The organism is Mitsuokella jalaludinii DSM 13811 (genome assembly GCF_000702905.1).
In the GTDB taxonomy this organism is placed as follows: Bacteria; Bacillota; Negativicutes; order Selenomonadales; family Selenomonadaceae; genus Mitsuokella; species Mitsuokella jalaludinii.
Map to the genome: position 1 here is coordinate 56,805 of NZ_JNKR01000011.1, position 12,008 is coordinate 68,812.

10 protein-coding genes and 1 pseudogene are annotated in these 12,008 nt (G+C 59.8%); 9 read left to right on the forward strand and 2 right to left on the reverse strand.

Going from position 1 to position 12,008, the window contains the following annotated elements; genetic code table 11:
- The first annotated feature begins 5 nt into the window (after positions 1-5).
- Entirely contained in the window at positions 6-1,244 is a 1,239-nt protein-coding gene (locus T518_RS07040; protein WP_036377413.1) for a DUF445 domain-containing protein, read from the forward strand.
- Positions 1,241-2,536, forward strand: coding sequence for a DUF445 domain-containing protein (locus T518_RS07045; protein WP_036377415.1), 1,296 nt, complete (start codon positions 1,241-1,243; stop codon positions 2,534-2,536). Before T518_RS07040 ends, T518_RS07045 begins: the two co-directional genes overlap by 4 nt.
- 57 nt (positions 2,537-2,593) lie before the next feature.
- Here the strand turns inward: T518_RS07045 and T518_RS07050 are convergent, their stop codons facing one another.
- Entirely contained in the window at positions 2,594-3,697 is a 1,104-nt protein-coding gene (locus T518_RS07050; RefSeq protein WP_051652235.1) for an A/G-specific adenine glycosylase, read from the reverse strand.
- Between the two features lie 388 nt (positions 3,698-4,085).
- Here T518_RS07050 and ilvN point away from each other — a divergent pair, with 388 nt between their 5' ends.
- The 7 genes from ilvN (at position 4,086) to rfbB (ending at position 11,469) form a co-directional block, all read left to right on the forward strand.
- Positions 4,086-4,616 carry an acetolactate synthase small subunit gene (gene ilvN, locus T518_RS07055; protein ID WP_036377419.1) on the forward strand — a complete coding sequence of 177 codons (531 nt, stop codon included), beginning with the start codon at positions 4,086-4,088 and terminating at the stop codon, positions 4,614-4,616.
- Positions 4,597-5,613 (forward strand): ketol-acid reductoisomerase, encoded by a 1,017-nt coding sequence (gene ilvC, locus T518_RS07060; RefSeq protein ID WP_036377422.1) that lies wholly within the window; start codon positions 4,597-4,599, stop codon positions 5,611-5,613. Before ilvN ends, ilvC begins: the two co-directional genes overlap by 20 nt.
- Before the next feature lie 116 nt (positions 5,614-5,729).
- Entirely contained in the window at positions 5,730-6,992 is a 1,263-nt protein-coding gene (leuC, locus tag T518_RS07065; protein WP_036377424.1) for a 3-isopropylmalate dehydratase large subunit, read from the forward strand.
- Between the two features lies 1 nt (position 6,993).
- Positions 6,994-7,485, forward strand: coding sequence for a 3-isopropylmalate dehydratase small subunit (locus tag T518_RS07070; protein WP_036377426.1), 492 nt, complete (start codon positions 6,994-6,996; stop codon positions 7,483-7,485).
- 41 nt (positions 7,486-7,526) lie between these two features.
- Complete coding sequence (leuB, locus tag T518_RS07075; protein ID WP_036377428.1) at positions 7,527-8,594, forward strand: 3-isopropylmalate dehydrogenase; 1,068 nt, start codon at positions 7,527-7,529, stop codon at positions 8,592-8,594.
- Between the two features lie 42 nt (positions 8,595-8,636).
- Positions 8,637-10,301: a biosynthetic-type acetolactate synthase large subunit gene (gene ilvB, locus T518_RS07080; protein WP_036377430.1), complete on the forward strand. Its 1,665-nt coding sequence runs from the start codon at positions 8,637-8,639 to the stop codon at positions 10,299-10,301.
- A 124-nt stretch (positions 10,302-10,425) separates the two neighbouring features.
- Positions 10,426-11,469: a dTDP-glucose 4,6-dehydratase gene (rfbB, locus tag T518_RS07085; protein WP_036377432.1), complete on the forward strand. Its 1,044-nt coding sequence runs from the start codon at positions 10,426-10,428 to the stop codon at positions 11,467-11,469.
- 167 nt (positions 11,470-11,636) lie between these two features.
- On the opposite strand, the pseudogene T518_RS07090 reads toward rfbB, so the two are convergent.
- Positions 11,637-12,008: pseudogene (locus tag T518_RS07090) on the reverse strand (IS701 family transposase); the annotation flags it as partial.

Sequence of the window (12,008 nt, forward strand, 5' to 3'; positions counted from 1 at the left end):
GAAGGTTGCAGAAGAAAAATAAGGCGAATCTGGCACTCGGCATCAGCGCGGCCGGTTTCCTCGGCACGATGGCGGCGGGGGGCTCCGGCTTCGTGATGGGGCTCTTCCATCACGGCTTCCTGGCCGCGACGATCGGCGGCCTGGCGGATTGGTTTGCCGTCACGGCGCTCTTTCGCAAGCCGCTGGGCATCTCGTACCGCACGGATGTCCTGCGCCGCAACAGGAAGCGCATCATGGACGCCATCGTGACGTTCGCGAGCGATGACCTCTTGAGTACCGAGAACATCATGCGCGTCATACGCGAACAGGACACGGCGGGACTGCTCGTCGACTACCTCGAGCACCGCGGCGGCCGCGAGGGCGTCATCGAGGTCGTCGATACCGTCGTCCTCAAGGTCGTCAATGACCTCGACAGTGAGGCCCTGGCAAGGGACTTGGCCCCGGCAGTGCGCGAGGGCCTGCGGGGACTCGCACTCGAGAACGTCCTGCTGGAGCTCGTGCGCACGCTTGGCGAAGAGCAGCATTCCAAGCGCATCCTGCACAGCGTCCTGACCATCGGCGAGCAGGTCCTGCAGTCGCCGGCCATGCAGCAGGTCCTGTTCGACAACATCAAGGTGCTGCGCAAGGAATACGAAGGCGAGTCAGCCGGGCGCGCTTTCGTGCTGTCGGCCCTCGGCCTCGACGACAAGGAGCTCCTCGCAATCTTCAACGAGAAGGCGCAGAAGGGACTCGAAGATCTCTTGAGCGAGCAGACAGAGGGGTATGCGCGCCTCAAGGCCGGCTTTGAAGGCATGGTCCTCTCTTTCAGCAACGATGCATCGTTGCGCCATGCGCTCGGGGAGTGGAAAGAGCGCTGGCTCGCGCAGATGGACATCGAGGGCATGATCGCCTCCTGGATCGAGAATGTGCTCAAGGGGGAGGAGCCCTTCTGGCTGCCGCACCTGAACGCCTTTATCGAGCAGCGCATCGATGACTTCGTGCATTCAGAAGCCTGGCAGCGCCGCTTCGACAAGATGCTCAAGGACCTCATCGAGAGCGAGCTCACAAAGCATCATGAGCTCATCCCGGGACTCATCCACGAGCGCCTCGACGAGTTCAGCGACGATGCGCTCGTCGCCTTCGTGGAAGAGAAAGTCCAGGACGACCTGCAGATGATCCGCATCAACGGCTCGATTGTCGGCTCGCTCGTCGGCATGGGGCTCTACCTCCTCGTCTGGGCGGCAGAAAGGATGTGGGGCTTATGAAGACATGGAACAAGGCAGACCGCGTGCTCTTCCTCGCGTTTCTCGTATTCCTGCTCGCCTTATTTGTGCACCTGCAGCTGCCGCATTCGGTGTTCGCCGAGGGCTTCCTCTTCTGCGCGGAAGCAGCGCTTGTCGGCGGCATCGCGGACTGGTTTGCCGTCACGGCGCTCTTCCGCAAGCCGCTCGGCTTCCCGTACCACACGGCCATTCTGCCGCGCCGCCGCCAGTCCTTCATCAAGGCATCGGTCACGATGGTCCAGAAGGAATTCTTCTCGCGGCGCAAGGTATTCCGCCACTTAGAGCGCCTGCACCTCATGCCGATGCTCATGAAGTGGCTCGGCGAGGCAGACACGCGCGCGAAGATCTCGCACCATCTCTACCACTATGCGCGCGGCTTCCTGCTCAAGAAGGACAGCGAGCAGAAGGCCGCTGAGTTTGCGCGGCGCATCCGCACGCACCTGAGCACGATGGAGCCGGAGGAGCTCTTCATGAGCATCGGGCGCTGGTTGCAGCAGAGCGGTCGCGACAAGGACTTCCTCGAGCACATCTCCGCCTACTTGTGCGTGCGCGCTGAGCGCCCGGAGACGGCCCGGGCCATCGAAGCGATGCTCGAGCAGTACGAGAAGGAGAAGGCCAAGGGCACACTGGCGCTCTTCCTCACAGGGCTGGCTGAAGCCATGGATCTCGTCAACCTGGAGGAGGCGGCAAGCATCATGCAGAAGCAGCTCGTGGCGATGCTCCGCGAGCTTGGCACGCGCGACTCCCAGCTGCAGAGGGATATGCTGGAGCTCTTCTACGAGAAAGCAGCCGTGCTCAATGCGGAGCCGGGGTTCCATCAGCTCGTGCATGAACTGCGCGACAGCTTGGTGGCCGACCTGCCGATCGAGGAAGTCGTGCGCCGGGCCGTGGCCCACATGCGCGAGCACCTCGACGCCGATGCAGCACGCCAGGTCGACGCCGTCGAAGAGCATCTGCCTCTCTTGCGCAGCCGTCTGGCCGCCATCATCGAAGAAGAGTACGACCGCGGCCTGCATTTGCTGCAGCAGGACGATGAGCTGCGCCATACCGTCGGCCGCTTCCTCTACGATCTCATCGCGCGCTCGGCGCTCCACGCGCAGACGCTCGTCGGCGTCGTCGTCGAGAGTGTCCTCGAGCGCCTGACGGACGAGCAGCTCAACCACCTCGTCTACGATAAGGTAGAGCCTGACCTGCTCTGGATACGCATGAACGGTTCCATCGTCGGCTCGGGTATCGGCCTTCTCATCTTCATTGCACTGCAGATCTTGCCGTGATCTCGAAGCACGATATGCCAATAAAAAAGACGCCTTTCCGGGCGTCTTTTTTGTGATTCAGGACTTCTGGTGCAGAAAATACTGAAAGGCAGACGGGATGCTGTAGGTGTCGGCGAGCTCTTCGGGAGAGGCCCAGACGAGCGGGCTGTCATCTTCTGCGACAACTGCTTCCGGAGCGCTGAGCTCGACTTCCCAGCCCTGCATCTGCCATTCGACATGGGAGAAGATGTGGCGGACGTCGGGCAGGCGCGTGATGGTGAGGGCGTGCAGTCCGCGTGCCGCGAGCCAACTGCGCAGTTCTTCCTCGGTGAGATGGCCCGGCAGATTCGGCAGTTCCCAGAGGCCGGCCAGCAGCCCCTTCTCCGGGCGCTTCATGAGGGCCAGTGCTCTGCCCTGGCGCAGGACGAGCACGGTCTTCTGCTCGATGCGGCGCTTCGATTTCTTGACCTTGATGGGCAGCTGCTCCGCCGAGCCTGCCGCGTATGCGAGGCAGAGGCGGCCGAGAGGGCAGAGAGCGCAGTGTGGAGCACCGTGCGGCAGGCAGACGGTCGCGCCGAGGTCCATGAAGGCCTGATTGAGGGCGCCGGCATCCTCTCCGCTCGGATAATGCGGGGCGAGCGCATCCTCGACGGCACGGCGGACGGACAGCTGCGCGATGTCCTCACCGCACTGCAGGACGCGCATGGTGACGCGCAGGATGTTGCCGTCGACGGCTGGCAGCGGCAGGCCGAAGGCAATCGAGCCGATGGCGCTGGCGGTGTAGCGCCCGATGCCCGGTAGCGCCAGGAGCGCTGCAAAGTCGGCAGGCATCTGTCCGCCGAAGTCTTCAACAATCTGGCAGGCAGCCTTCTTGAGATTGCGCGCGCGGCTGTAGTAGCCGAGCCCTTGCCAGAGTTTCATGAGGAGCTCGTCGTCGCAGCGCGCGAGGCTCGCGATGTCAGGCAGCACTTCGAGGAAGCGCGTGTAGTACGGGATGACGGCCGAGGCGCGCGTCTGTTGCAGCATGATCTCGGAAATCCAGGTGTGGTACGGCGTGACCTCTTCGCGCCACGGCAGGCAGCGCAGCGTGGACTGGCCGCGATACCAAGTCAGCAGTGGCTCGACAATCTCGGGCAGGATATCGGTGTGCGGCAGCTGGAGCGGCGTGTATTGTTTTCTCATCGTGGCATCTGTCCTTTCTGGTGGGCTAATTCCTGGTGCATTTCATTGTAGCATAGACTGACAGGGAGGGCTATGCCCTACCAGTCTGCAACAGGAACGTGGACATTCCTGCTGGATTGTCCGACCTTTGCTTCATGTTTTTATTGAAAATCCGTTTAGAATGGACATAAATGCTTATCGAATAATATAAAACCAGAAATATGTCTGCTGTAAGGGGATTATAATATAAAAAAATCTCAGTGAAATGAAAAAAAGTTACAGGAACGTGTTGACAAATCGTGTGCATCGAGTAATAATGTATACATGTTTACAGCATTACAGTTTGAATCTGTTGGAGCGCCGTGGTATAATATGCATGGTATCAGCAATTCTAAGAGGAGATGGGTCCATGAAACACGTCTTGTCGGTATTCGTCGAGAATCAGACTGGTGTCCTCGTGCGTGTTGTGAGCATGTTTTCCAGACGCGAGTTCAACATCGACAGCCTGTCGGTGGGCGTCACGGAAACACCGGATTTCTCGCGCATCACAGTCGTCGTGCACGGTGATGAGAACCTCATCGAGCAGATGATCAAGCAGCTCGAGAAGATGCCGGTAGTCCGTGCGGTGCAGCGCCTGGACGAGAAGAATGCTGTGTGCCGCGGGATGACGCTGATAAAGGTCAAGGCGGATGACGACAACCGGCTCGATGTCTTGAAGATGGCAGAGCTCTTCCGGGCTCATGTGGTGGATGTCGAATCCAACACGCTGGTCTTCGAGATCACGGGCAGTGACGACAAAGTCACGGCTTTCCTGAGACTCGTGAAGCCTTATGGGATCGCGGAAGTCATACGCACCGGCCTCATCGCGCTAGAGCGCGGAGAGCATACAATCTATGAACATTGTGAGGAGAGAGAGTATTATGGCAAAAACTTACTATGATCAGGATGCAAATTGGGAACTCATGAACGGCAAGACGATTGCGATCATCGGCTATGGCAGCCAGGGGCATGCTCATGCCCTGAACCTCAAGGACAGCGGTGCAAACGTCATCGTCGGCCTCTATGAAGGTTCCAAGTCCAAGAAGGTCGCTGAAGAGCACGGCCTGAAGGTCTACACGGTCGCTGAAGCAGTCAAGCAGGCTGACATCACGACGGTCCTGATCCCGGATGAGAAGCAGGCCGACGTCTACAAGACGGAAATCGCTCCGAACCTCAAGCCGGGCAGCGCTCTCGTCTTCGCACATGGCTTCAACATCCATTACCAGCAGATCGTTCCGCCGGCAGATGTTGATGTATTCATGGTCGCTCCGAAAGGCCCGGGCCATCTCGTTCGCCGCACGTACACGGAAGGTTCCGGCGTACCGGTTGTCTTCGCTGTTCATCAGGATGCAACGGGCAAGTGCTTCGACCTCGCTCTTGCTTATGCAAAAGGCCTCGGCGCTCTGCGTGCCGGCGCACTGCAGACGACGTTCCGCGATGAGACGGAAGAAGACCTCTTCGGCGAGCAGGCTGTCCTCATGGGCGGCGTTTGCCAGCTGATGCAGACGGGCTTCGAAGTCCTCGTCGAGGCAGGTTATCCGCCGGAGATGGCATACTTCGAGTGCTTCCATGAGATGAAGCTCATCGTTGACCTCTGCTACGAGGGCGGCTTCACGAAGATGCGCCAGTCCTGCTCCGATACGGCTGAGTATGGCGACTACATGGTAGGCCCGCGCATCATCACGGAAGACACGAAGAAGGAAATGAAGAAAGTCCTCAAAGAAATCCAGGACGGCACGTTTGCTCGCAACTGGCTGCTTGAGAACAAGGCTGCTGGCCGCGTCAACTTCCTCATGGAGCGCCGCCTCCATGCTGAGCATCCGATCGAGAAGGTCGGTAAGGAACTGCGCGCTATGATGCCGTGGCTCAAAGATGGTGCAGATCTCTCCAAAGACTGATTCACCTTCTAACTGAACAGGAAATCAACGCTTCCCCGGCGAACTACACGTCGGGGAAGTTTTTTCCAATAACCGGACAATACTCGATAGATATTCATATATTAGGAGGGCATACTATGGGTATGACTATGAGCGAGAAGATTCTCGCGAAACACGCTGGCCTCGATTCCGTGAAGGCCGGTCAGCTCGTGACCTGTGAGCTCGATATGGTACTTGCGAACGACATCACGGCACCGCCGTCCATCGCGAAATTCGAGGAGATCGGCCGTCCGGTCTTCGACAACACGAAGATCGCGCTCGTGCCGGACCACTTCCAGCCGGCCAAGGACATCAAGTCGGCAGAGCTCGCGAAGATCGTACGCGATTTCGCACGCAAGTACGGAATCGTCAACTACTTCGAGCAGGGCCGCGTGGGCATCGAGCACGTCATCCTGCCGGAGAAGGGCATCGTCGCACCGGGCATGCTGACGATTGGCGCGGATTCGCATACGTGCACGTACGGCGCCGTCAACGGCTTCTCGACGGGCGTCGGCTCGACCGACCTCGGCGCAGCCATGGCGACGGGCAAGGCTTGGTTCAAGGTGCCGGAGGCCATCAAGGTCAACCTGACGGGCGAGAAGCCAGCGGACATCACCGGCAAGGACGTCATCCTGACGCTCATCGGCATGATCGGCGTCGATGGCGCGCTCTACAAGTCTCTCGAGTTTGCTGGCCCAGGCGTCAAGGCACTGACGATGACGGACCGCCTGACCATCTCCAACATGGCCATCGAGGCGGGCGGCAAGGCCGGCATCTTCCCGTTCGACGAGATCACGAAGGCCTATGTCGATGCCCGCGTCACGAAGCCGTATGAGCCGGTTGCCGCTGACGAAGATGCTGAGTACTGCCGTGAAGTCGATATCAACCTCTCGGAGCTCAAGCCGGTCGTCGCTTTCCCGCACCTGCCGGGCAACACGAAGCGCGTCGAGGATATCAAGGAGCCAATCGAGATCGATCAGGTCATCATCGGCTCCTGCACGAACGGCCGCCTCGAGGACATGGAGATTGCGGCTTCCATCCTCAAGGGCCACAAGGTCGCAGACCGCGTGCGCTGCATCGTCATCCCGGGCAGCCCGGCCATCTACAAGGAGTCGATGAAGCGTGGCTACATCGATACGTTCATCGATGCCGGCTGTGCCGTCTCGACGCCGACCTGCGGCCCGTGCCTCGGCGGCTACATGGGCATCATGGCTGCCGGCGAGCGCTGCGTCTCGACGACGAACCGCAATTTCCGCGGCCGCATGGGCCATGTCGACAGTGAAGTCTACCTCGCCGGCCCGCAGGTCGCAGCCGCGAGTGCAATCTTGGGACGCATCGCAACACCGGAGGAGGTTAAATAATATGAAATTAGAAGGCAAAGTATGGCGCTACGGCGACAATATCGATACAGATGTCATCATCCCAGCCCGCTACCTCAACACGTTCGACCCGAAAGAGCTCGCCAAGCACTGCATGGTCGACATCGATGAGAGCTTCGCACCGAATGTCAAAGAGGGCGATATCATGGTCGGCGGCCGCAACTTCGGCTGCGGCTCCTCGCGTGAGCATGCGCCGGTCGCCATCAAGGCGGCGGGCATCCCGGTCGTCATCGCTGCAAGCTTCGCGCGCATCTTCTATCGCAACGGCATCAACATCGGCCTGCCGCTCCTGGAGATCGGCTCAGATGTCGAGAAGATCAAGGCGGGCGACAAGCTGCGCGTCGACACGGCGACGGGCACGATCGAAGACCTGACGACAGGCGACGTCTTCCACGCGCATCCGCTGCCGGGCTTCGTGCAGGATATCGCCAAGGCCGGCGGCCTCATCAACTACATCAAGGGCCAGAAAGACTGAGAACCTGTTGTTGCGTTTGTCAGAGTAGAGAGGGGATACATATGTCATATAAGATCACAGTGATACCGGGCGATGGTATCGGCAAGGAAATCACGGATTCGGCGGTAGAAGTCCTCAAGAAGGTCGATGAGAAGTTCGGCCTCGGGCTCTCCTACACCTATAAAGACGCCGGCGGCACGGCCTACGACAAGTTCGGCACGCCGCTGCCAGATGACACGATCGAGGCCTGCAAGGCGTCCGACGGCGTCCTCTTCGGCGCCGTCGGCGGCGACAAGTGGGACAACGTCGACCCGGCGCTGCGCCCCGAGAAGGCCATCCTCGGCCTGCGCAAGAACCTCGGACTCTACGCCAACCTGCGCCCTGTCAAAGTAGCCGATGCACTCGTCGAGTACTCCCCGCTGAAGCCGGAGCTCGTCAAGGGCGTCGACCTCGTCATCGTGCGCGAGCTCATCGGCGGCATCTACTTCGGTGACAAGTGCGAGTCAGAGCAGCACAACGGCGCCGAGCGCGCCTGGGACCTCGAGAACTACTCCGTTCCTGAGGTCAATCGCATCGCGAAGCTCGCCTTCGAGACGGCCAAGCTGCGCCGCGGCAAGGTCACGTCGGTCGACAAGGCCAACGTCCTCGCGACGTCGCGCCTTTGGCGCCGCACGGTGGCCAAGGTCGCAGAGTCGTATCCGGACGTTGAGCTCAACAACCTCTACGTCGACAACTGCGCGATGCAGCTGGCCATCCGTCCGACGCAGTTCGATGTCATCGTCACGGGCAACCTCTTCGGTGACATTCTCTCCGACGAGGCGGCCGTCGTCGGCGGCTCCATCGGCATGATGCCGTCGGCCTCCATTGGCACGAGCACGAGCCTCTACGAGCCGATTCACGGCAGTGCGCCGGACATCGCCGGCAAGGGCATCGCCAATCCGATGGGCACGATCCTCTCGGCGGCCATGCTGCTGCGCTACTCGCTGCATGAGGAAGAGGCGGCCAAGGCAATCGAGGCGGCCGTCGACAAGGCGCTGGCCGACGGTTACCGCACGCCGGACCTCTGGAAGGAAGGCTTCCAGAAGGCTAATACGGAAGAGATCACGAAGGTCATCTGCGAGCGCATCTGATACCGCAGAGCGCCAGCAGAGACGGCAGAAAGGGGAAGCCAGATGAAGGGAGCGAAGGCAGTCGCTCTCTGTCTCAAGGAACAGGGAGTCGACACGGTTTTTGGTTATCCGGGCGGCATGATCCTGCCGCTTTACGATGCATTTTATGAGAACCCGGACATCCGGGAGATCCTCGTGACACACGAACAGAATGCCGCGCACGCAGCCGACGGCTACGCGCGCGCTTCGGGCAAGGTCGGCGTCTGCATCGCGACGTCGGGCCCCGGCGCGACAAATCTCGTCACGGGCCTCGCGACGGCCTTCATGGACTCCGTGCCGGTCGTCGCCATCACGGGACAGGTCGACACTTCGCTCCTGGGGCGCGATGCGTTCCAGGAGACGGACATCCTCGACGTCACGATGCCGATCACGAAGCACAACTTCAAGGTCAAGCATGCCGACCAGCTCGTGCCGACCGTGCGCAAGGCCTTTGCGCTGGCGCGCCATGGCCGTCCCGGTCCCGTGCTCATCGATGTGCCGCGCGACCTCTTCTTTGCGGATGTCGACTACAAGCCGCAGGCCGTGCAGCCCGAGCATCACGGGAAACCGGATGCTGACTTCCTGATCTGCGCGGCAGAGGCGGCCGACGAGATCGTCCAGGCCAAGCGGCCCGTGGCGATTGTCGGCGGCGGCGTCATCTCCGCCGGTGCGACGAAAGAAGTCATCGCCTTCATCGAGAAGTACCACCTGCCTGTCGTCCACACGCTCATGGGGCTCGGTGCGATACCGCGCTCCCATCCGCAGTCGCTCGGCTTTGCCGGCATGCACGGCGAGAAGGCCGCGAATCACGCGATTGCTGCGGCCGACCTCGTCATCGCCATCGGCAGCCGCTTCGGCGACCGCCAGACGGGCAACCTCGACAAGTACACGGAGAACACGAAGTTCATCCACATCGACATCGACCCCGCCGAGATCGACAAGAACGTCGGCAACTCGCTCGGCCTCGCCGGCGACATGAAGACCATCCTCTCGCTGCTCATGAAGCACGAGCCGAATTCCGCCCTGACGGACTGGTGGCAGCAGATTGACAAGTGGGAGGAGTCGTACGCCTACGACTACCATCAGAGCCGGCTGACGGTCCCCTGGGCGATGCATCAGGTCATGCAGCGCACGAAGGGCAAGCCGTACGCCTTTGCGACGGATGTCGGTCAGCATCAGATGTGGGCGGCGCTCCACCTGCGCATCGAAGAGCCGCGCACGTGGCTGACCTCCGGCGGTCTCGGCACGATGGGCTTCGGCCTGCCGGCCGCCATGGGCGCACAGCTCTACTACGGCAGGGGCCGGCGCGTCATCCACGTGGCCGGCGACGGTGGCATCAAGATGACGGGCAACGAGTTCTACACGATCGCGCGCCTGCAGCTGCCGATCATCTCCCTGATCGTCAACAACAGGAGCCTCGGCATGATCCGCCAGCTCCAGAAAGTCATGTACAAGGAGCGTTACATCGCCTGCGAGCTCGATTACCCAATGGACTACGTCAAGTACGCCGAGTGCTTCGGCATCGAGGCAGAGGCCGTCTCCACCCAGGACGAATTCGCCGAGGCCCTGAGAAAAGCACTCGAGGACCGCGACCATCCGCGCGTCATCGTCCTTAACGTCTGGCGCAGCTTCGTCGAACCCATGACCAAGGGCGGCGCCCGCATCGACGAGTTCGTGGAGTTCAAGTGATTAAAACAACAAAAAATCAATAAAAAGACACAAAAAGCCCCGCATGCTTCTAGGATTTACGCTATAATAGAAGGAGTGCGGGGCTTTTGTCCTGCCATCAATCGAAATACAGGGGGAATCATATATGAATATCATCGTGACCGGCGGTGCCGGCTTCATTGGTTCGAACTTCATCTACTACATGCTCAAGAAGCATCCGAGCGACCGCATCATCTGCGTCGACAAGCTGACGTATGCGGGCAACCTCGAGACGCTCGAGAGTGCGATGGAGAAGAAGAACTTCAAGTTCATCCGCGCGGACATCGCAGACCGCCGGGCGGTCTACCGCATCTTCGAGCAGGAGAAGCCGGACATCGTCGTTAACTTCGCAGCGGAGTCGCATGTCGACCGCTCCATTGAGAATCCGGAGATCTTCCTGCAGACGAATGTCATCGGCACGAGCGTGCTGCTCGACGCCTGCCGCAGGTATGGCATCGACCGCTACCATCAGGTCTCGACGGATGAGGTCTACGGCGACCTGCCGCTCGACCGTCCGGACCTGTTCTTCACGGAGGAGACGAACCTCAAGACGTCGAGCCCGTATTCGGCTTCGAAAGCCGGTGCGGACCTCTTGGTCATGGCGTATCATCGCACCTACAAGATTCCGACGACGATCTCGCGCTGCTCGAACAACTACGGCCCGTATCACTTCCCGGAGAAGCTCATCCCGCTGATGATCATCAACGCGCTGTCCGACAAGAAGTTGCCGGTCTACGGCGACGGCAAGAACGTCCGCGACTGGCTCTATGTCGAGGACCACTGCCGTGCCATCGACCTCATCCTGCAGAAGGGACGCGTCGGCGAGGTCTACAACATCGGCGGCCACAATGAGCGCGCCAACATCGACGTCGTCAAGACCATCCTCAAGGAGCTCGGCAAGCCCGAAGACCTCATCGAGCACGTCACCGACCGCAAGGGCCACGACCGCCGCTACGCCATCGACCCGACGAAGATCCACACGGAGCTCGGTTGGGAGCCGGAGACGAAGTTCGAGGACGGCATCAAGAAGACGGTCAAGTGGTACCTCGAGCACCGTGACTGGTGGATGGGCATCATCAGCGGCGACTATCAGACCTATTACGAGCGCATGTACGATAAGCGCGCCATCCTGGAGTACGCCAAGATCTGACGACATATTATGTGATAGATATAAATAATTTGAATATAAGAGAAAGCCGGTCGAATGACAGATACGTTCATTCGACCGGCTTTTCTTGTACGGTGGTGTTTATGAGATTTTTTATTTTATTAGGAGGAGTATACGCTGTAATGTAGAATTACAATAATTTACAGCTTTTAAGCCGCTTGCTCATCGCCCCGAGCCAATGCTTGCAAGGCCTTGAGCAATGTGCTTGAATTTATGCTACTTTGGGCTTTGGACACCAAAGTGGCGAAAAATACTTCCTTGTAGATCTGCTGGCTCAGCGCGTACCGCAGCTCTTGCGGGCTCTTGTCCCGGTAGGTGCTCAGCCGCTCGTCCTCATATGGCAGGATCTTCATGAGAGCGTGCCCGGAATTCGTCAGGTTCAGCAGATGCTCAATCGCAGTCTTTGTGCAAACTTTGTAGCTGCCGAGTTCCCAGAACATCTTCTGCTCGTAGTAGTTCGTCTCAATGCCCCAGCGGAGCTTGTAGAGCTTGAGCGGGTAAATCGCCATATGCTTGGAGCT

Excerpts from the sequence above, each read along its gene's own strand:
- T518_RS07045 (WP_036377415.1), top strand. The coding sequence starts at position 1,241 with ATGAAGACATGGAACAAGGCAGACCGCGTGCTCTTCCTCGCGTTTCTC.
- T518_RS07050 (WP_051652235.1), bottom strand. The coding sequence starts at position 3,697 with ATGAGAAAACAATACACGCCGCTCCAGCTGCCGCACACCGATATCCTG.
- ilvN (WP_036377419.1), top strand. The coding sequence starts at position 4,086 with ATGAAACACGTCTTGTCGGTATTCGTCGAGAATCAGACTGGTGTCCTC.
- ilvC (WP_036377422.1), top strand. The coding sequence starts at position 4,597 with ATGGCAAAAACTTACTATGATCAGGATGCAAATTGGGAACTCATGAAC.
- leuC (WP_036377424.1), top strand. The coding sequence starts at position 5,730 with ATGGGTATGACTATGAGCGAGAAGATTCTCGCGAAACACGCTGGCCTC.
- T518_RS07070 (WP_036377426.1), top strand. The coding sequence starts at position 6,994 with ATGAAATTAGAAGGCAAAGTATGGCGCTACGGCGACAATATCGATACA.
- leuB (WP_036377428.1), top strand. The coding sequence starts at position 7,527 with ATGTCATATAAGATCACAGTGATACCGGGCGATGGTATCGGCAAGGAA.
- ilvB (WP_036377430.1), top strand. The coding sequence starts at position 8,637 with ATGAAGGGAGCGAAGGCAGTCGCTCTCTGTCTCAAGGAACAGGGAGTC.
- rfbB (WP_036377432.1), top strand. The coding sequence starts at position 10,426 with ATGAATATCATCGTGACCGGCGGTGCCGGCTTCATTGGTTCGAACTTC.